Annotated in this window: 15 protein-coding genes; 10 read left to right on the top strand and 5 right to left on the bottom strand. The window is 71.0% G+C overall.

Annotation, left to right across the window (positions count from 1 at the left end; genetic code table 11):
- Positions 1-132: 132 nt before the first annotated feature.
- Complete coding sequence (locus ACWD4G_RS30095; RefSeq protein WP_451298893.1) at positions 133-1,623, bottom strand: protein phosphatase 2C domain-containing protein; 1,491 nt, start codon at positions 1,621-1,623, stop codon at positions 133-135.
- Between the two features lie 1,497 nt (positions 1,624-3,120).
- Between ACWD4G_RS30095 and ACWD4G_RS30100 the strand changes: the two genes are divergently transcribed.
- Positions 3,121-3,603: a DUF456 domain-containing protein gene (locus ACWD4G_RS30100; RefSeq protein ID WP_451298895.1), complete on the top strand. Its 483-nt coding sequence runs from the start codon at positions 3,121-3,123 to the stop codon at positions 3,601-3,603.
- A gap of 96 nt (positions 3,604-3,699) precedes the next feature.
- Here ACWD4G_RS30100 and ACWD4G_RS30105 read toward each other — a convergent pair whose 3' ends face one another.
- The gene (locus ACWD4G_RS30105) at positions 3,700-4,491 is read right to left on the bottom strand and encodes an NIPSNAP family protein (protein ID WP_451298897.1); all 792 of its coding nucleotides are present in this window, start codon (positions 4,489-4,491) and stop codon (positions 3,700-3,702) included.
- A 164-nt stretch (positions 4,492-4,655) separates the two neighbouring features.
- Positions 4,656-6,575: a glycoside hydrolase family 35 protein gene (locus tag ACWD4G_RS30110; RefSeq protein WP_451298899.1), complete on the bottom strand. Its 1,920-nt coding sequence runs from the start codon at positions 6,573-6,575 to the stop codon at positions 4,656-4,658.
- Between the two features lie 174 nt (positions 6,576-6,749).
- Here ACWD4G_RS30110 and ACWD4G_RS30115 point away from each other — a divergent pair, with 174 nt between their 5' ends.
- From ACWD4G_RS30115 to ACWD4G_RS30150, 8 genes are all read left to right on the top strand, one after another.
- A complete protein-coding gene (locus ACWD4G_RS30115; RefSeq protein WP_451298901.1) occupies positions 6,750-7,793 on the top strand; it encodes a LacI family DNA-binding transcriptional regulator in 1,044 nt (347 codons plus the stop codon).
- Positions 7,794-8,192: 399 nt separating this feature from the next.
- On the top strand, positions 8,193-9,515 hold the full coding sequence (locus ACWD4G_RS30120) for a carbohydrate ABC transporter substrate-binding protein (protein ID WP_451298903.1): 1,323 nt from the start codon (positions 8,193-8,195) through the stop codon (positions 9,513-9,515).
- A gap of 1 nt (position 9,516) precedes the next feature.
- Positions 9,517-10,572: a carbohydrate ABC transporter permease gene (locus tag ACWD4G_RS30125; protein WP_451298905.1), complete on the top strand. Its 1,056-nt coding sequence runs from the start codon at positions 9,517-9,519 to the stop codon at positions 10,570-10,572.
- A 14-nt stretch (positions 10,573-10,586) separates the two neighbouring features.
- A complete protein-coding gene (locus ACWD4G_RS30130) occupies positions 10,587-11,495 on the top strand; it encodes a carbohydrate ABC transporter permease (protein WP_451298907.1) in 909 nt (302 codons plus the stop codon).
- Between the two features lie 69 nt (positions 11,496-11,564).
- Positions 11,565-11,753, top strand: coding sequence for a DUF6903 family protein (locus tag ACWD4G_RS30135; RefSeq protein ID WP_451298909.1), 189 nt, complete (start codon positions 11,565-11,567; stop codon positions 11,751-11,753).
- Positions 11,750-13,216: an alpha-L-fucosidase gene (locus tag ACWD4G_RS30140; RefSeq protein ID WP_451298911.1), complete on the top strand. Its 1,467-nt coding sequence runs from the start codon at positions 11,750-11,752 to the stop codon at positions 13,214-13,216. Before ACWD4G_RS30135 ends, ACWD4G_RS30140 begins: the two co-directional genes overlap by 4 nt.
- Positions 13,213-14,355 carry a hypothetical protein gene (locus ACWD4G_RS30145; protein WP_451298913.1) on the top strand — a complete coding sequence of 381 codons (1,143 nt, stop codon included), beginning with the start codon at positions 13,213-13,215 and terminating at the stop codon, positions 14,353-14,355. Before ACWD4G_RS30140 ends, ACWD4G_RS30145 begins: the two co-directional genes overlap by 4 nt.
- Before the next feature lie 59 nt (positions 14,356-14,414).
- Positions 14,415-16,730 carry a discoidin domain-containing protein gene (locus ACWD4G_RS30150; protein ID WP_451298915.1) on the top strand — a complete coding sequence of 772 codons (2,316 nt, stop codon included), beginning with the start codon at positions 14,415-14,417 and terminating at the stop codon, positions 16,728-16,730.
- A gap of 35 nt (positions 16,731-16,765) precedes the next feature.
- Here ACWD4G_RS30150 and ACWD4G_RS30155 read toward each other — a convergent pair whose 3' ends face one another.
- Entirely contained in the window at positions 16,766-17,278 is a 513-nt protein-coding gene (locus ACWD4G_RS30155; RefSeq protein WP_451298917.1) for a methylated-DNA--[protein]-cysteine S-methyltransferase, read from the bottom strand.
- Positions 17,275-18,849, bottom strand: coding sequence for an AlkA N-terminal domain-containing protein (locus ACWD4G_RS30160; protein ID WP_451298918.1), 1,575 nt, complete (start codon positions 18,847-18,849; stop codon positions 17,275-17,277). Before ACWD4G_RS30160 ends, ACWD4G_RS30155 begins: the two co-directional genes overlap by 4 nt.
- Positions 18,850-19,145: 296 nt before the next feature.
- Between ACWD4G_RS30160 and ACWD4G_RS30165 the strand changes: the two genes are divergently transcribed.
- Positions 19,146-20,276 (top strand): FAD-dependent oxidoreductase, encoded by a 1,131-nt coding sequence (locus ACWD4G_RS30165; protein WP_451298920.1) that lies wholly within the window; start codon positions 19,146-19,148, stop codon positions 20,274-20,276.
- Positions 20,277-20,331: the final 55 nt, after the last annotated feature.

Consider the following 20,331-nt stretch of genomic DNA (forward strand, 5'->3'; position numbering starts at 1 on the left):
GTCGAACACAAGACCTCGTGCCGGACCGCGCCGCGCAGCACGCGATCTCATGACAAGCCGCCTCCGCCAGGCACGGGCCCGCGTGGCGGGTCGACGCCGCCGGGCCCGGGGTTTCGTGTCGGGGCGGTGTCGTCAGGCCTCCCAGACGGCTGCCGCTGTGCGGTCGTCCGCGTAGCCCTTGACTCTGATCTGGGTGTCGGCGAGGAAGGCCGCCAGGCCGGGGGGTTCCGGGGCGGTCCAGCGGGTGGCCAGGTGGTCGGCGAGGGCGGTCTCGCCGCGCAGCGGGTCGGCGAGACCTCCGCTGCACAGCAGCAGGACGTCGCCCTCGCGGGCCACCGACGCCCGGAAGCGGAAGGGTTCGCGGGGTGGTGCCGGGGCGGGCTCGTACGGGCTCGGAGGCGTCGTGATGCCGAGGTCCATGGTGAGGCGGTCACCGTCGGGCGTCTCGTGCGGCAACGAACCGAAGCCCACCACCGGGGCACCGGAGGTGTCGGCGACCCGTGGCTCTATGTCCTGCCACTCCCCGTCCCGCAACCGGAAGAGCCCTCCGGTGCCGACGCCGAAGAACACCCGCGTACGGCAGCGAGGGTCGGCCGGCAGCAGCAGACAGCGCAGGCTCGCCGTGTACTCCTCCGGGTCGAGGCCCTGTTCGACGGCGCTGGCGCGCAGTCTGCCGAGGCTGCGGTCGGTGAGCCGGTGCAGCCCCGACTTCAGATCGCCGCGCCGGGCGGACCTGATGTCCTCCACCAGCCGGGCATGGGTGCGCCCGATCGCCCCGCCGATCCACCGGCACGCCTCGGCCGCCGCCCGGTGCGCGCCCGGGGTCGCCCGGACACCGGTCGCCATCGCGACGAGGACAAGGGCCTGCTCACCGGCACCGAAACGGGCGGTGAGCAGCGAGTCGCGGCGTGGCTCGCCCCGATAGCGCGACGAGTCCCCGCGCAGCGAGACGGCCCGCAGGGTGCACGCTCCGTACCGGGCCCCGTCCAGCACGGTGTCCGCCACCAGATCCCCGAGATCATCCGGGTCCGCCAACGGCAACGCGGTCGGCTCGGCGTCGTAGGTGGGCGGCCCCGACCCGACGTAGTCGACATGCACCGGCTGGCTACCGGTGACCAAGGTGATCTCCTGCGCCTGGAGCGTGGGCAGGTCCCGCTGGGTGGGCGGGGGTCCGTCGGAGGGTTCGGCGGTGGGATTGCGGGTGGGGTTGGAAGTGGGGTCGGGGGTGGGATTGGCGGTGGGGGTGGAAGCGGCTGGCGCCGGGGGCGAGGAGTCTTCGGGTGGCGCCGCGATGCGCTCGTGGGGCGAGGGGGCGCCTCGTGACGGGGCCGGGTCCGACGGGGCGCCCGGGAGTGACGGTGTTCTGTCCGACCGGGCGTCCGGGAGCGGCGGTTTCATGTCCGACGCTGCGTCCGGCAGTGAGGGTGCCCCGGTCGACCCTGCGTCCGGCAGTGAAGGTGCCCTGTTCGACGGGGCGTGCGGGAGAGACGGTGTTGCGTTCGGTGGGGCGTCCGTCGGGGGCCGCGAGGCCGGCACGTCGGACGGGGGTGTCTGTTCGGGTGTACGGCGGCGGGGGGCGGCCGCTCGGAAACCCGGTGGTGTCGGGCCCGGTGGCAAGGACACGGGACCGCCTGGCTGGGTCGGTGGTGTGTCCCAGGGTGCGGGCTGCGGGGTGAGGCCGCTGCGCCTCAGGGCGTCGGAGGTGCCGGAGCGGGGGTCCGGGGCGGGAGCCTGGGGACCACCCGGCCGACCGCCCGGGCCGCCTCGCCCACCGAGCCCACCCCAGTCGTAGGAACCACCCGGCCCCGCGCTCCCACCTGACCTGTCGCCCGGGGATTGGGAAGGCACCCGGTCCGAGAGGCCACCCGAGGAACCGAGCGCCGGGCCCGATCGACTCCGCTCGGGCCCCGATGGGTTCCGCGCCGGGCCCGGTCGATTCCGCTCCGGCCCCGATGGACTCCGCTCCGGCCCCGGCAGACCGCGCTCCGGGCCCACCGAGCCGGACGCCGACGCTGACGCATCCGATCCACCCGATTCCGTGTCCCGAGCGTCCGAGATGCCCGCCCTGCCCGGCGCCCCATCCTGATCCCGGGCCCGATCCTGATCCTGGGCAGCCCGATCCTGATCCTGGCCGCCCAATGCGCTCGCCCTGCCCAAAGCTCCCGCCCGGCCTGGGGCGCTCGCCCTGCCAGACCCCGCACCCTGACTGCCTGGGGCGCTGTCCCCGCCCGACAGCGAATCCTGAACGCCCGCGGTGCTCTCCCCGCCAGGCGGCGCATCCTGGATGTCCGGGGAAGCCGACCTGCTCGGCCACGGGTCCTGGATACCCGAGCCACCCGACCCGCCAGGCCACGCATCCTCGACCTCGGCCTCGGGGCCACCCGAAGCACCCGGCCCCTCGCCGGTCGCGTCCACCGCGCCCGCCCTGTCCGACCCGCGCTCCTGGCCGCCCGGCCCGCTCTCCCGGCTACCCGGCCCGATCTCCCGGCTACCCGGCCCGATCTCCCGGCCGCCCGGCTGGATCGGCACCCGGCCACCGAGTGTGCGGGCCGCCGAGGCGAAGCGGTCGTCGAGGGAATCGGCCGCGACGGAGGGGCCCGTGTCCCCCTGCGAGTCGTCGTACAACTGCCGCCACCAGTCGTCCTCGCGACCGGTCGGCCTGTCCCCCTGCTGGCTCATGCCCCTAATTGTCCACCTCGGGGGCCGTATGAAAACGGGGCATCCGGAAAATCGTCCCGCAGTTCCGAGATCGCCTCGGCGTGTTGGACTACACGTCGAACTCCGATGCGAGGCAAGGGAGTCGAGAGAGCACTGTCACCCAGGCACCGGAAACCGGGCGTCGGACACCGGGCGTCGGGCGGAAGGTTCCTGCGGCGAAAACGGATCGGGCGCGGACCGATCCGTGCGTGGAAATGGGTTCCGGGAAGACCGCCGGGCGGTGCCACCCCCCACAGGAGAAACCGCCCGGCGGCGCCGGGGTGACCGGGGCGCGCTGGGGGCGCGGAGGCCGGTCGGCCAGAGTGTGCGGCATGTTCCTGGGAATCCGCTGTGTGACCGGGGGTAACTCACGAGAGCCGTCACTGACCTGCGCGTCGTCCCGCCGTCCGGCACCCTGGGCAGATGGGAGCGTGGGAACTCCTCCTGGTCGGCGTCGTCCTGCTGTTCGGCCTGTGCGGAGTGCTGGTACCCGGCGTACCGGGGTCCTGGCTCGTCTGGGCCGGGGTCATGTGGTGGGCCCTGGACGACCCCCGGCCGGTCGCCTGGTGGGTGCTGGTCGGCGCCACGGCGATCCTGCTCCTGTCCAACGCGATCCGCTGGGGCCTGCCTCCCCGGCGCCTGGAGCAGAGCGGAGCGACCCCTCGGATGGCGGTGTTCGCGGGGGCGGGCGCGCTCGTGGGCTTCGTCCTCGTACCGGTGATCGGTGCGATCCCCGGTTTCATCGGCGGGATCTACCTCTCCGAGCGGCTGCGGCTGGGCCGGCACGGCGAAGCGGTCGCCGCCGTCCGCACGGCCATGCGGTCCGGCGGCTCCAGCGTCCTCGTGGAACTCCTCGCCTGTCTGATGATCGTCGGCGCGTGGCTGGGAGCGGTCATCGATTACTGAGGCCGCCGCGCCACCGCGCTGTGGCCGTCCCGTCAAGCCAAGAACAGAACAACAGCCGAACGACAGCCGGCGGAAGATCTGCCGGGGCAGGGCAGGTCAGTGGAGCAGCGAGCGGCCCGTGGGGGCCAGTCGCAGGGTCCGGGGGACCGCCGTCTGCTCCCGTTCGAGGCCCGGCAGGATCTCGTCCCGTACGAGGGGGTGGGCCTCGGTGTCGGCGAGGTGCTGTCGGTGGGCGGCCTCGTCGGAGTACGAGGTGACGACCACGGCGACGTTCTCCCCCGTGCGGACCGGCAGTCCGGGGAAGGTGTTGGGTGCCGTCTCGGTGGTGAGGGCGGCGAGCGGCCCGGGTCCCGTGGTGCGGAGCGCGGGGAGGAGACCGTCGCGGATCAGGGCGATGCCGTCCTGTCGTCCGGGAGGGAAGGACCACACGGTGGCGGCCACGAAGCGCTCCGGGTCCGGGGCACCGACCCGGGCGCGTGCGGCCGGGGAGACGGCGAAGCCGCCCCCTTCGCAACCGGCCGCCCCCAGGCGCTCCCCTTCCGGTTCCGCACCGCTCCCGTCCGGCATGGGTCGCAGAAGCAGCACGTCGTCCGAGTCGAGCATCGTGGCGTTGGCCCGGGGACCGTGTTCCGCCCAGACGGGGCCGCCGTAGAAGGCCGTCAGGGCCCGTTGCCGTATCTCCATGTCTGGGAAGCCGCGCAGCCAGACGAAGCGGTCCGGGGCGTCGAGGTCCCGGAACTGGCCGAGCACGGTCATCCCGGTCTCCTCCTGCGGTTCGACGAACTCCCGGTCGAACAACTCGATGAGTTCGTCGCGCCGGCCGGGACGGAGCGTGTACTGGCGAAGTTCGAGCACGGCGAGACGGCCGACGGGGTCGGTGGGGGACACGGGCGGGCTCCTGTTCGGTTCTCTTCCGCGGACGCGGACCCCCGGCTCGTACGGTCGGAACCGGGCGCGAGTCGACGCTAGGGGACCCGTGTGTCAGGTCCTGTCAGGGAACCCGGGGAGCACGCACCCCCGCACTCGCCCTGCCCCGCCCTCCTCCTCCGCCCTCAGTCGAATTCCTCGACGTACTCCTCCGTCGGCCCCAGCTCCGGCCGGTCCCGGAGTTCCAAGTGGTCGCCCAGGCGCTCCAGTTCCAGCACGGTCACCGTGTTCTCGCCCGTGCGCAGCAGCGGCGCCGGGCAGTACAGCGTGAGCTGCGGGCCGATGTCCCAGTACCGGCCGAGCAGAAAGCCGTTGATCCAGAGGAACCCTCGTCCCGACCCCGGCAGGGCGAGGAAGGTGTCGGCGGGTGTCTCGACGTGGAACGCCGCCACCGCGAACCCGGCACGCGGGACGGTACGCCCGTCCGACGAGGGGTGCGCCCCTCCGCCGTACGCGTCCGACGGGGGCTCCGCCACTCCGGCACCCACCGCCTCCGTCAGCTCCCCCTCCCCCCACTCCCCCAGCGCCACCGGTGTGCTGTGCCACCCCTGGACGCTCCGGCGGTCGACGAGGACGGGCCCCAGCAGGCCCTTGTGGCCGCCGATGCCCGGCCCGTAGTTCACCCGGCCCAGGCTCTCGACCAGCACCTCCAGCCGTACGACGTCGCCCGTGCCGTAGACCGGCAGTTCCGGGTGGTCGGGGTCGGCGACTCCGAGGAGGACGCCGTCGGCGTGGACCAGGGCGCGGTCGCGGACGTCGGTCAGGACGAGCTTGTGCTCGCCCGCCGGGATGCGGGGATGGGCGGTGTGCAGGACCATGCCCGCGTCCAGGCCGAGTTGTTCGAAGGTGGCGGGGCGGGGGCCGGTCGTGGTGGGGGCGGGGACGGCGCGGAGGCCGGGCAGCAGGTCGGCACGGTGGGTCAGGGGGAGCCGGGCCGGCGGGAGCTTCGGGGTGCGCGCGGGCGACCGTACCGGGCCCCGTGCGCGGGCGGCTTCCGGTACGGCGGCCAGCGCCTCCCGTACGGCGTGGAACTTGGCCGTGAGGGTGCCGTCCTCGGCGATGGGCGCGTCGGAGTCGTAGCTCGTCACGATCGGCCGCAGACGGCCGTTCTCCTCGTTGGCGCCCGCCCAGAGGCCGAAATTGGTGCCTCCGTGGGCCATGTAGACGCTGACGCTGCCGCCGTCGGCGAGGATGCCCCGGAGGGTGTTGACGGCGCTGTCCGTCCCCCGGATGTGGTGCCGTTTGCCCCAGTGGTCGAACCAGCCGTTCCAGAACTCGGCGACCAGGAAGGGCTCTTCGGGGCGGCGGGCGGCCAGCAGACGGCGGGCGGCGACGGGGCCGGAGCCGAGGGTGACGGCGGCGAGGGTGCCGGGGAGGGTGCCGCCGTCCTGCATCAGCTCGGTGGGGCCGTCGGCGGTGAAGAGCAGTTCCCGGATGCCCCGGGCGGTCAACGCCCGGCGGTTCCACCGTAGATAGGCCGCGTCATCGCCGTAGCTGCCGAACTCGTTCTCCACCTGGACGGCGACGACCGGGCCGCCCTCCGCCGTCTGGAGCGCGGCGATCCGGGGGATCAGCTCGTCGAACCAGTGGCCGACGGCCGAGGTGAACGCCGGGTCGGAGCTGCGGACCGCCACGTCGCGGGCGGTGAGCCAGCTGGGGAGGCCGCCGCCCGACCACTCGGCGCAGATGTACGGGCCGGGGCGGACGATGACGTCCAGGCCCTCCTCCCCCACCACGCGGATGAAGCGTTCCAGGTCCCGCCAGCCGTCGAAGCGGGGCGGGACGCCCTCGTGGGGCTGGTGGAAGTTCCACGGGACGTAGGTGTCGACGGTGTTGAGACCGAGGTCGGCGAGACGGCGGACGCGGTCGCGCCAGAGGTCGGGGTGGACACGGAAGTAGTGCAGCGCCCCGGAGAGGATGCGGTGCGGGACGCCGTGCCGGTGGAAGCGGCCCGAGCCCCAGGCGAGCGCGCTCGTGGCGGCTCCGGGAGCCGGGTCGGTGGTGGTGTGGGCCGGTGCGAGGTGGGTCGTGGGCGGCTCAGTCACAGCGGCGAGCGTATGTTACCGATGCCATGAGTAACAAGACCGATATGATCGGTGAACGTACGGACGTCATGGACCGGCGGACGTACGCACGCACGAACGTCGCGGACCGGCCACGGGACAGGGGGCCCGGCCGCCGGAGAGGAGTGCCATGACCCGCCTCCGGAGAGGAGCTCCATGAGCCAGGGCACCGAGGGCGTCGAAGGCATCGAGGGCACCGCGCGGCGGCAGCCGAGCATGGCCGACGTGGCCCGGAGCGCCGGAGTGTCGGCGCAGACGGTCTCGCGCGCGCTCCGCGACTCACCGAACGTCACCCCCGAGACCCGGCGGCGGGTGCTGGCCGCCGTGGAGCAGGTCGGCTACCGGTTCAACAGCGCGGCCCGCGCCCTGTCCTCCGGGCGCAGCCACACCATCGGGCTCGTGCTGCTGGGCTCGGGCGGGTACTACTCGCGTTCGGCGGTGACCGCCGGTGTGGAGGCGGCGGCGGGGGCGGCCGGGTACGCGGTGAGCATCGCGACGATCTCGGCGCTGGACACCGGGCTGATGGAGCGGGCCCTGTCCAAGCTGGCCGACCAGGGCGTCGACGGTTTTGTGATCGCCGTACCGCTGATCTCGGTGACGCCGAAGATGGAGGACATCACACGGGACATCCCGACCGTCACGCTGGACGGTTCGCGGACGGCGGGCGCGCGGGTGCTCGGTATCGACCAGCGGGAGGCGGGCCGGGTCGCCACCCGGCATCTGCTGGACCTGGGGCACCGTCAGGTGTGGCACATCTCCGGGCCCGACGAGTGGATCGAGGCGCGTCGGCGGCGGCAGGGCTGGCAGGAGTGCCTGGCGGCGGCCGGCGTCGAGGCGCCGCCGCCGCTGGAGGGCGACTGGTCGCCGGAGTCGGGGTATCGGCACGGGCAGATCCTGGCGATGATCCCCGAGGTCACGGCGGTGTTCGTGGCCGGTGACGAGATGGCGTTCGGGGTGATCCGGGCGTTGCGTGAGCGGGGGCGGGCGGTGCCGGAGGATGTGTCCATCGTGAGTGTCGACGACATCGCGCTGGCCGAGTACTGTCATCCGCCGCTGACGACTGTGCGGCAGGACTTCTATCGCTATGGGGAGGCGGCTGTGGCGTTGTTGCTGCGGGGGGACGAGGCCGATGTGGACGACTCGTTGAACACCGCGGCCCTCTCGGTGCGTGCCTCCACGGCGGCGCCGCGGACGTTCTGACCTGGGCCCCGGGCCGGGGGTTTCGCCCCCGCCGCCCCTACCCGTCCCATCCCCAGGGGCTGCGCCCCTTCGACCCCGGGCGGGTGCGTTTTCGGGTGCGGGTGGGTGGGGGCTGGTCGCGCCCACGCGGCGGAGCCGCAAATCGATACAGCCCCGCGCCCCTGAAAGACACGGCCCCTGCGGGCCGAAAAGCACGGGGCGCAGCCCCTGCTTTTCAGGGGCGCGGGGAACTGCGCGAGCGACCCGCCACCACCCGAACCTTCCCGAAAACCCTCACCCGCGCCCTTGCGCCGCCCCGCTCTTCGATGCCACCGTAAGCCCTCATGTTATCGGTGCCACCGTAACAACCCGGGATTGCCGTGCGATCCCGTTCCACGGGAAGGACCCCATATGCGGAGCATGAGGAGATCGCTGGTCCTGGCGGGTGCCGCGGTCACGGCGCTCGGACTGCTCGTAGGCTGCTCGGCCGGCGGGGGCGGCTCGGACTCCGGCGGGAACGTTCTCAAGGTCGCCGCGCTCGAAGGCGGTTACGGCCGGGAGATGTACACGCAGGTCGTCAAGGCGTACGAGGACGCGCACCCCGACATCGATGTCCAGTTGCAGATCTCGAAGAGCATCGAGGACGAGATCACCCCGAACATGAAGGCGGGCCGCTACCCGGATGTCGTGGTCCTGGGTCAGGGCCGCAAGGCCGCCCTGACCGAGACGCTCATCAAGGACAAGGCCCTCGAAGACCTCACCCCGATCCTCAAGGAGAAGATCCCCGGCGAGGACACGACCGTCGGCGACAAGCTCACCGAGGGCATCATCGGGAACCTCAACACCAATCCGTACGGCACGGACAAGACGTATCTGATGCCGATGTACTACGCGCCGACCGGGCTCTTCTACAACAAGGGCCTGTTCGAGGAGAAGGGCTGGCAGGTCCCGGCGACCTGGGACGAGATGTTCACGCTGGCCGAGACGGCCAAGAAGCAGGGCATACCGCTGTTCACGTATCCGACGGCCGGTTACCTCGACTCGTACTTCTTCGCGCTGCTGGCGGATGTCGGCGGGGAGCGGTTCTACACCGATGTGATGACGTACAAGAAGGACGTCTGGAAGAGCGCGAACGCCCGCAAGGCGCTGGACATCACCACCAAGTTGCTGAGCTACACGGCTCCCGAGACCGTCGGGTACGCCAACGAGCAGGACTTCACCAAGAACCAGCAGCTGGTCCTCGACAACAAGGCGCTGTTCATGCCGAACGGCACCTGGATCGTCGGCGAGATGGCGGACGCTCCGCGCGCGGACGGCTTCCAGTGGGGGCTGACCCCGCTGCCGGCGGTGGAGTCGGGCGGCAAGCGGTACATCACGACGTCGGTGGAGTCCGTGTGGGTGCCGACGGCCGCCCAGAACAAGGACGCGACCAAGGACTTCATCACCTTCCTCTACTCCGACGAGGCGGCGAAGATCTTCGCGAAGTCGAACGCGATCCAGCCCGTCGAGGGCATCGCGAGCACGCTCTCCGGGGAGAACGCCGAGTTCTACCAGGTGTACGAGGACCCGTCGGTCTCCGCGCTGGTCGGCGGCTTCGCGAGCACCGCGCCCGTCCCCGGCGTCGACATCAAGGCCACGCTGTTCGACACCGCCAACAGCGTCGTCAGCGGCGACACCACCGAGGGCAAGTGGCAGTCCGCGCTGAACGACGCCAGCGAGAAGCTGCGCAAGGCGGGCGACTGAGGTGACGGCCCTGTCCACCCCGCATACGGGTCAGGAGGGCCGGGTGGCCAAGTCGGGTCCGGCAGACGGAAGTTCGGCAGACGGTACGTCGGCAGACGGTAGTTCGTCCGGCGGAAGGTCGCCGGACGGCACCCGGGCCGCCGCCGCTCCGGCCCCCGCCCCCGTCCGGCGCCGACGCCGCGCCGACACCCGCTTCGTGCTCCTCTGTCTCCTCCCCGCGCTCGTCCTCTTCCTCGTGTTCATGATCGTCCCGACCGTGAACGTGTTCCGGATGTCGCTCTACACCTGGAGCGGCTTCTCCCCCGACGAGCGTTTCATCGGACTCGACAACTTCCGTCAACTCCTCGATGACGAACAGTTCGTACGGGCCTTCCAGAACACGGTGGCGCTGCTGGTCGTGGTGACGGTCGTGACGATGGGCATGGCCCTGTTCCTCGCCGCGATCATGACCCGGCAGGGACTGCGCGGCCGTAACGTCTACCGGTTCGTCCTCTACATCCCGAACGTGCTCTCGGTCGTCGTCATCGCGGCGATCTTCTCCGCCGTCTACGACCAGAAGAACGGCCTCCTCAACGGCACCCTCCGACTGCTCTCCCTCGACGCCTGGCAACAGGTCTGGCTCGGCGACCAGAAGGTCGTGCTCTACTCGGTGGCCATCGCGATGGTCTGGCAGTCGCTGGGCTACTACATGGTCCTGTACATGGCGGGCATGGCGAGCATCCCGGAGGAGCTGTACGAGGCGAGCGCCCTCGACGGCGCCTCCCCCGTACGGCAGTTCTTCGCCATCACGCTCCCACTGATCTGGCAGAGCCTGCGCACCACGCTGACGTTCTTCGTGATGAGCGCGGTCAACCTCAGCTTCGTCCTGGTCCGCGCGATGACCGGCGGCGGCCCGGACGGCTCCTCCGAGGTCCTGCTCAGCTATATGTACAAGCAGGCGTACACCAACTCGTCGTACGGCTACGGCATGGCCATCGGTGTCGTCATCTTCGCGTTCTCGTTCCTCGTATCGCTCCTGGTGAGCCGGGCGACCCGACGTGAGCCCCTCCAGTTCTGAGGACGTCCACCACCATGACAACCATCAACTCGCCCCGCCCGCCGGTCTCCGACCCACGCGCCGACCGCCGCCGCCCCTCCCGGCTGCTCACCCACACCCTGGTCATCGCCCTCTCCCTCGCCGTCGCCGTACCGGTGGCCTGGGTGCTGCTCGCCTCGCTGAAGGGCAAGAGCGAGTTCTTCGGCAGCCCTTGGACCCTTCCAAAGGGCCTGCACCTGCGGAACTACGTCGACGCGTTCGTCACCGCGCACATGGGCCAGTACTTCCTGACCTCGGTGTTCGTGACCGTGCTCGGCCTGGTGTTCGTCCTGGCGGTGTCCATACCGGCGGCCTACGTCATCGCCCGCTACGAGTTCCGCGGCAAGGCCCTGGTGGAACTGGCGATGCTGGGCGGCCTGTTCGTCAACGTCAACTACATCGTCGTACCGATCTTCCTGATGCTCGTCGACTGGGACCGCGCGCTCATCGACGTCTTCCCCGGCGGCTTCTTCATCGACAACCCGACCGTCCTGTCCCTCGTCTACGCGGCCACGTCCATCCCGTTCACGATCTATCTCCTCACCGCGTACTTCCGGACGATCCCGGTCGAGTACGAGGAGGCCGCGGCCCTCGACGGCGCGTCCCGCCTCCGCATCATGACGACCGTCATGCTCCCGATGGCCCGCCCGGCGGTCACCACCGTGATCCTCTTCAACTTCCTCGCCTACTGGAACGACTTCATCATCGCCCTCACCCTGCTCCCCGGCGAGGGCAAGACGCTCCAGGTCGGGCTGCTGAACCTGTTCACCGCGCAGAAGGCGGCGGCCGACTACGGGCGCCTCTACGCCGGCCTGGTCATCGTCATCGTCCCGGTCCTCATCGTCTACGCGCTCGTCCAGCGCCGGCTCATCGAGGGCATGGCCTCCGGCGGGGTGAAGGGCTGACCGGGGCCACACAACGACAGTGGCTCGCGGCGACAGCGGCCCGGGGCCATGTGGAAGGGAACGTCAGCAATGAAGGACATGAAGGAATCGACGCGTACGGCGCTGCTGGTCGCCGCGCGTACGCTCGTCGCGGCGGCCTGTGTCGCGCTGGTCGTCACCGCGCGTACGACGGTCGGCTGGGGCGATCTGCTGCTCATGCTCGCCGGACTGGCGGGGCTGCTGGCGCTGCTCGCCGCGTACAACCGGCGGTTCCGGTGAACGGCCGCGTACCGCCGACGGCCCCGGCGAGCACGCCCGCCGCGTCCGGACGCGCGACGGCACTGGTCTCGATCCGCCCCAGTGAGCGTCAACTCGCCTGGCAGGCCATGGAGTTCTACGGCTTCGTCCACTTCGGCATGAACACCATGACGGACCGGGAGTGGGGCGAGGGCCACGACGACCCGGCACTGTTCGACCCGCCCGACCTGGACGCCGGCCAGTGGTGCGCGGCGCTCAAGGCCGCCGGGATGACCGGGGTGATCCTCACCGCCAAGCACCACGACGGCTTCTGCCTCTGGCCGAGCGACGTCACGACGTACTCGGTGGCCTCGTCGCCGTGGCGCGAGGGCCGGGGTGACGTGGTCGCGGAGGTCGCGGAGGCGGCCCGCAGCCATGGCCTCCGCTTCGGTGTGTACCTCTCCCCCTGGGACCGCACGGAGTCGTCGTACGGCTCGGGCACCGGCTACGACGACTTCTACGTCGCCCAACTCACCGAGCTGCTCACCCGCTACGGGCCGGTCTTCTCCGTCTGGCTGGACGGCGCGAACGGCGAGGGCCCGAACGGCAAGGTTCAGATCTATGACTGGGACCGCTACTACGCGGTGGTGCGTGAGCTGCAGCCGGACGCGGTGATCAGCGTGTGCGGGCCGGATGTCCGCTGGTGCGGCAACGAGGCCGGGCAGACCCGGCCCGACGAGTGGAGCGTGGTCCCGGGCGCGCTGCGGGACGCCGAGCGCACCGCCGACCGCTCCCAGAAGACGGACGACGGCGCCTTCTCCCGGCTGGTCCGCAGCGACGAACGCGACCTGGGCAGCCGTGCCGCGCTGGCCGGACACGAGGAGGACCTGGTCTGGTATCCGGCCGAGGTGAACACCTCGATCCGGCCCGGCTGGTTCCATCACGCGGCTCAGGACGGTGAAGTCCGGTCCGTGGACGAGCTGTTCACCATCTATCTGCGCGCGGTGGGCGGCAACTCGTGCTTCCTGCTGAACGTCCCGCCCGCCCGTGACGGCCGGCTGCGGGAGGCGGATGTGGCGGTCCTCGATCGGCTCGGGCGCCGCATCGAGGACTTCCGGGCGCGGAGGATCGCGGCCGGGGCGGTGACGGTGACGTCCGGCGAGCCGGGGGATGCGGCGACGGCTTGGCCCCGGGGCGGGGGTACGCCCTGGCAGCCGGACGCCGACGATCAACTCCCCTGCATGACGGTCGAGTTCGGGGAGCCGAGGGCGGTCGAGGCGGTGGTGCTCGGCGAGGACATCACCCAAGGGCAGCGCGTCGAGCACGTCGTCGTACGGGGCCGCAGGGACGGCCGGTGGACGACGCTGGCCGAGGCGAACGCCGTCGGCTACCAGCGCGTTCTGACGTTCCCGGCGGCCGAGGTGGACGCCGTACGGGTCGAGGTGACCGAGACGCGGGACACGCCGGTGGTGGCGTGGGTGGCGGCGATCGGGGTGGCGTCATGAAGAGGACCACATCACGCAGACCTGGTGCGAGGAGGGCGGCCGCCGTCTCCCGCGAACCGGCAGCCGCGGCCGCACCCGCACGCGGACCGTCGAGGCGTGCTCTCGTCCTGGTCACCGGCGTGGGTGTCGCGGTCGTCGCCCTGTTGCTGACCGCGATGACGCTGTTGGACCGTTCCACCGCCCCCACCGGCGGCGAGGTCGCCTCCCTCGACGGCCACCCCGTCACCCGCGACGAACTCCTCTTCCACATGCGGCGATTGGCCCCGACCGTACGGAACGAGCTGCGCAACGAGTACGGGATGAGCGCCGCCTTCGACTGGAACGCGAAGGCCGGTGACAAGACCGCGCTCCAGACGCTCGAATCCCGCGCGCTGGACGAGATCTGGCGGGACAAGACCACACTCGTCCTGGCGAAGGAACAGGGCCTGGTCGACTCGGTGGACCACGCGGACTTCCTGGCCGAGCTGACGAAGGAGAACGAGTCGCGCGCCGAGGCCATCGCCGCAGGCGAGACGGTCTACGGGGTCGCCAACTTCTCCCCCGAGGAGTACTACACCCACCGGCTCACGGAGTTGACCACCGCCCTGGAGAAACGTCTCGGCTCGAAGGCCGGCACCCCGCTCCGGGTGACCGACGCCGAGGTGCGGAAGGAGTTTGACGCCGACCGGGACGCCTGGAGCGCCAACGCGACGACATACACGTACACGCGGTTGGTGGTGCCCGTGCCGAAGGGCGCCTCGGGCTTCGCCGAGAGCCTGCGGCGGCGGGTGGCCGAGGCCGGGCGGCTGGCGGAGGTCGCGGCCGAGGAGCCCGGCGCGAAGCTCACGACCGGCACCCATGACGGCGGCGGCACCACCAGTCTGAACGCCCACGAACAGGATCTGATGTCGGTGCTCGGCGGCCTCCGGCCGGGCGGGATCTCCGCGCCCGTCCAGGGCACCGGCCAGATCACCTACTACGAGCTCGACGGCAAGGACGTCGACGAGGACAAGGCCTTCGCCGACTACGCCCAGCGGATTCGGCAGTCGCTCGTCGAGGAGAAGTTCGACCGGTATGTCCAGCGCCGGGTGGAGAACGGCGACATCGACATCGACACCTCGGCGCTGGACGCCATCACCGCAGAGGATGTGCAGAAATGAGACGCTTCGGCACCGGATCACCGCCCCGCACAAGATTCGTACGGACGCTGACACGCTCCTTGGAACGGTCCAGGCGGGCTTTGTACGCGGGCCTCGTAGCCCTGCTGGCCGCGCTGCTCGTCGGCTCGCTGGTGCCCGGCGCGTACGCCGCCGCGCCCCCGGACCGCAAGCCCGCCGCGCCCAACTCCCAGGCTGTCAAGGCGGCTTGGCCGGGCAACTCGCCGAACACGACCGGCGGCAAGGACTACTACATCGACGCCACGCTGGGCCAGGACAGCGCGGCCGGGACCTCTCCGGCGACCGCGTGGCGCACGCTGGCCAAGGCGAACGCGACGACGTTCGCGCCGGGCGACCGTGTGCTGCTCAAGGCCGGTGAGCAGTGGCAGGACCAGCAGTTGTGGCCGAAGGGCTCGGGCAGCGCGGGCCGTCCGATCACCATCTCCGCGTACGGCGACCCGAACGCCCGCCGCCCGTACATCGCGACGAACGGCAAGGTGCAGAGCCCGTTCCGCGCGGACGGCACCAAGAACCCGGCGACGGTCGGTCTGACCGGCTCCATCGTGCTGCGCAATCAGCAGTACTGGGACATCGACAACGTCGAACTCTCCAACGACGACGACTTCGCGACCGACATCAAGACGGGTTCGTACGTCCGTGACGGAATCATGGTGTCGATCAATGCCGATCTCCTCGCGAGCGGCGCGGACAGCATCATGGACCATTTCCGGATCTCGAACGTCTACGTCCACAACCTCGACGGCCCCAGCACCTGGCAGCGCATCCACTACGGCGCCGTGAATTTCCAGGTCTTCGGCAGCCGCAGCTACAAGGACTACGGCACCGGCGGCTATTACTTCAAGGACGTCCGAATCGAGAACAACACCTTCGAGAATGTCGAACTGCATGCCGTGCAGTTCGCGTTCAACTGGTTCGCGGCCGACGGCGCGGACGCCGGGCAGTACGACGAGAGCGGCAAGTGGCACGAGGGCTGGGAGCAGTTGTGGGTCCGCACCCGCGATCTCTACAGCCGTGACGTCTATATCGGCCACAACTACGCCGAGAGCATCGGCCAGGGTGCCATCCAGCTGGCCAACACCAAGAACATGACGGTCGAGTACAACGAGGTCAACGGATTTCTGAAGCGCTATGACGCGGTCTCCTGCGCGCTCTATCTCTGGGCGGGCGCCGACTCCGTGATGCAGTTCAACGAGGTGTACGGCGGCCCGGACAACGAGTACGACGGCACGCCCTGGGATCTCGAATACACCAACTTCAACGTCACGTACCAGTTCAACTATTCGCACGACAACGCGGCGGGCTGGATGGCTTATATGGGCAACAGCTCGAATTCGATCGCCCGCTACAACCTGAGCGTCAACGACAACGGTGTTCTGGTGAAGAACATGCTGTCGACGAACTACTCGCCGACCTACTTCACCAACAACACCTTCGTCTATGACGGCGCGGATCTCGACTACGTCCACGACGAGACATTCCTGAGCCGCGTCTACTTCCTCAACAACATCTTCTACAACACCTCGAAGACCACCCCGACGCCCTGGTACCGCCGAACCGGCGCCCTCCGTCAGGCGGTTTTCGCCAACAACGACTACTACGAGTCCGGCGGCACGCATTCCACCCAGGAGCCGGCCGACCCGAAGGGCTCCCGACTCGACCCCCGTTTCGTCGGCGACCCGGCGGACTATGTGACCGGGGCGGGCGTGGACAACATCCGAACCGCCGCCGCCCACTTCGCCCTGCGCGACGACTCCCCCCTCATCGACGCCGGCCGCTACAACGCCCACCTCGGCACCGAGGACTTCCTCGGCACCCACATCTACTACGGCGACGCCCCCGAGATCGGCATGGCCGAGAGCCGTATCGGCCCCAGGGTCCCCAATCCCGTCGACGACGACCCCATCGAGGAGGAGACCGACAACCGCGTCAATCTGGCCCTGGGCAGACCCGCCACCGCCAGTTCCACCCACCCCGGCGCGAACGGCACCCTGACCGCCGACAAGCTCACCGACGGCGACCTCACCACCCGCTGGGCCGCCGCCGACGACGCCACCTACCCGATCACCCTGGACATCGACTTCGGCACGGCCACCACCTTCGACGAGGTCTACCTCGACGAGTACACCGACTCGGGCACCAACCCCCGCGTCCAGTCCTTCGACCTCCAGCGCTGGAATCCCGACACCGGCACATGGGTCACCTTCGCCACCCGCACCGACGGCATCGGCCACGACCTCACGGTCACCGGCTTCGGCGATATCACCACGACCCGCCTCCGGGTGGCCCTCACGGGCAGGATCGCGTCGGAGGTGTACACGCCGACGATGACGGAGATCGGGGTCTACGACACCGAGTGACGGTCGCGGCCTCTGTCCTGGGCTGGGCCGGAGCGTCACACGTCCTGCTCCTGGAGCACACCTTCCAGGCCGAGCAGCCGACGCTTCCGGTCCAGCCCACCGGCGTACCCCGTGAGTGACCCGTCCGCGCCGATGACCCGGTGGCAAGGCCGCACGATGAGCAGCGGATTGGCGCCGATGGCACCCCCGACGGCCCGAACGGCGGCCCGGGACGCACCGATACGGGCGGCGATGGCACCGTACGTGGTCGTCGCCCCGTACGGAACGTCGTCGAGCGCGTCCCAGACCCGCCGCCGGAAGTCCGTCCCGTCGGCACTCAACTCCAGCCGGAACTCCTTGAGTTCCCCGGCGAAGTAGGCGGCGAGCTGTGCCTCGGCCTCCCGGAAGGGGCCGGCGTCCCGCCGCCACCCCGCCAACGGCACCCGCCCACCCCGCTGCCCTGGAACGGACAGTGAGGTGAGGGCCCCCGCCGCATCGGCGGTGAGAAGCAGTTCCCCGACGGGGCTGTCGACGGTGGTGAAGTAGCAGATGGACTGTTCCGTACTCACGACTGGACTCCTAGGTCCGATTGATTTGATTGATCCGATTTCTTCGCTTCTGTCCTGAGGTGCTGGAGGGCGTACGAACGCCAGGGCCGCCACGCGTCCGGGACGTCCTCGTCCGGCGGTGCCACGTCCGGGTCGCCGAGGGCTCGGGTGCGGATGGCGGCGACGGTACGGCCGTCCATGCCGGGCAGCGCGAGCAGAGCCGACCGCGCCTCGTCCCGATCGGCGCCCACGTCGAGGCGTACGGTCCCGTCGGCGAGAGCGGCGGCGAGAGCGCCGAGCGGCCCGCCGGTCTCGGCGAGTGCCGCCGGCTCGGGGAACAGATGGGTGAGCGCCCCATGAGGAGAGTCGAGGGCCTTCCCGTAGGCACGCACGAGCCGCTCGGCCCCGCCACGCCCGACGAGCGCCCGTACGGCGAACTCCTCCGGGTCGGCCGCCCCCGGCACCCGCAGCCCGGGCCGGGCGGCGACGAGCGGGGCGAGCCGTGCGTCGCCTCCCAGCCTCTCGTCCACGGCGTACGGATCGGCATCGAGGTCGAACAGCCGTCGAAGCCGTTGTACGGCGGTGGTGAGATCCCGGGGGTCGGTCAGCCGGACCCGGGCGTCGAGCCAGCCGCCGGGAGAACCGTCATGGGTCCGGCCGCCGGGTCGGCCCTCGGCGACGGTCGCGGCCCGCCCGCCGCCGCCCGGCCGCTCGTCGACCGCGACGATCCCGGTGCCGTACGGCAGTCGCAGGGTGCGCCGATAGGTGCGGCGGCCGGGCTCCCCGCTGACGTCCTCGATCCCGGCGACGGCTTCGGCGGCGAGGACGTCGAAGAGGGCGCCGGACTGGTAGGGGCCCCGGTAGGCGAGGCGTAGGGGGATGCCGAGGGCGAGGTCGGCGGCGGCGTCGTCGGCGGTGGGGTCGGCGGTGGGGTCGGCGGCGCTCCGGGGAGCCTGGGGTACGCCGGTGGGCCGGGGGGTGCCGGTGGCGCCGGAGGTCGTCGTTTCACGGGACCGGCGCCCGGCGGCGGCGCGAAGGCCGGTCGGGGTGTCGGCGTACACGGCCCGGATGGTGTCGTTGAACTGCCGCACGCTGGCGAATCCGGCGGCGAAGGCGACCTCCGTCACCGGCATCCCGGTGGTCTGCAGCAGCACGCGCGCGGTGTGCGCCCGCTGGGCCCGGGCCAGGGCGACGGGACCGGCGCCGACCTCGGCGGTCAGCTGCCGCTGGACCTGCCGCGCGCTGTAGCCCAGCCGCACGGCGAGCCCGGCGACGCCCTCCCGGTCCACGACCCCGTCCCCGATGAGCCGCATGGCCCGTCCCACGGCATCGGCGCGCACATTCCACTCGGCCGACCCGGGCACGGCGTCGGGCCGACACCGCCTGCAGGCCCGGAATCCGGCGCCCTGAGCGGCGGCGGCCGTCGCGTAGAACCGCACGTTCTCCCGCTTGGGCGTCACCGCCGGGCAACTGGGCCGGCAGTAGATCCCCGTCGTCGCCACCCCGAAGAAGAACTCCCCGTCGAACCGCCCGTCCCGACTCCGCACGGCCTCGTAGCTGCTGTCTTCGCCCCTGCTGTCGTCGCCGTCCATGCCTCCAGTCTCAGCGAGGGCGGAGGGGGCCGCTGGCGGGAATCGGACATGACGCCTGGCCGGGTGCCCGGCGCTCTGCCCGTCCTCTGCCGGGGTGTCGGCCCTCTGTCGGCGAGTCGGCTCTCTGTCGGAGGGCTGTCGGGCGGTTGTCGGTGGCTCGTCGGCGGGGGCTGACACCTTTCCAGTGACGGCCGGTTTCCAGTGACGGCCGGGCGGAGCCCACCGGACGGATCGATCACCTCCACCCCCGTCGTCCTTTCCATCCCTTCCATCCCTTCCATCCCCAAGGAGTCACCATGCGCACTCCCGTCACGATCATCGGCGCCGGACTCGGCGGACTCACGCTGGCCCGCGTCCTGCATGTCCATGGAATCCCGGTCACGGTCCATGAGGCAGAGTCCTCCCCGGGGGAACGCGCGCAGGGCGGGATGCTCGACATCCACGACTACAACGGGCAGCTCGCCCTGGAGGCGGCCGGTCTGATGGACGGGTTCCGTGCCATCGTCCTGCAGGGCCGCGAGGCGATGCGGGTCCTCGACCGGGACGGGACCGTCCTGCTCGACGAGGCCGACGACGGCGCCGGCGGACGTCCCGAGGTCATGCGGGGCGAACTGCGTCAGTTGCTGATCGACTCGCTTCCGGCCGGCACCGTCCGGTGGGGGAACAAGGCCGAAGGCGCCCGTGCCCTCGGCGAGGGGCGCCACGAGGTGGCGTTCGGCGACGGCACCACCGTCGTCACGAGCCTGCTGGTCGGCGCGGACGGAGCATGGTCACGGGTCCGGCCGCTGCTCTCCGACGCGACACCCGAGTACGTCGGCACGTCGGCCGTCGAGACCCATCTCCTCGACGCGGACACCCGGCACCCGGCCGCGGCGAAGACGGTCGGCGGCGGCATGGTGATGGCGCCCTCGCCGGGCAGGGAGATCTTCGCCCACCGGGAGAGCGGCGGCACCCTGCACACCTACGCGGCGCTCTCCGAGCCGCTGGAATGGTTCGACGCGATCGACTTCGGCGACGCCGCCACGGCGATCGCGCGGATCGCGGCGGAGTTCCAGGGCTGGGCGCCGGAGCTCACCGCGCTGATCACCGAGAGCGACACCGCGCCGGTCCTGCGCCCGTACTACGCCCTGCCGGCCGGGCACCGGTGGGAGCGGGTGCCGGGGGTGACCCTGGTCGGCGACGCCGCGCACCTCACGGCCCCCAACGGCGAAGGCGCCAATCTCGCCATGCTCGACGGCGCCGAACTCGGCAAGGCCCTCGCCGCGCACCCCGACGACATCGAGGCCGCGCTCACCGAGTACGAGCGGGCGATGTTCCCCCGCAGCGCGGAGGCCCCCGCCTTCGAAGGCGTCGAACTCCAGGAGATCACCTCCCACACCAACACGGCCCAGGACCTCATCGCCATGATCACCAAGAAGGACCACTGAGCCATTCACGCCCCGAATCCCCACGGGGGGCTGCCGCCGGGCACCGGTTCGTCGG

This window comes from Streptomyces sp. NPDC002643 (genome assembly GCF_053592555.1).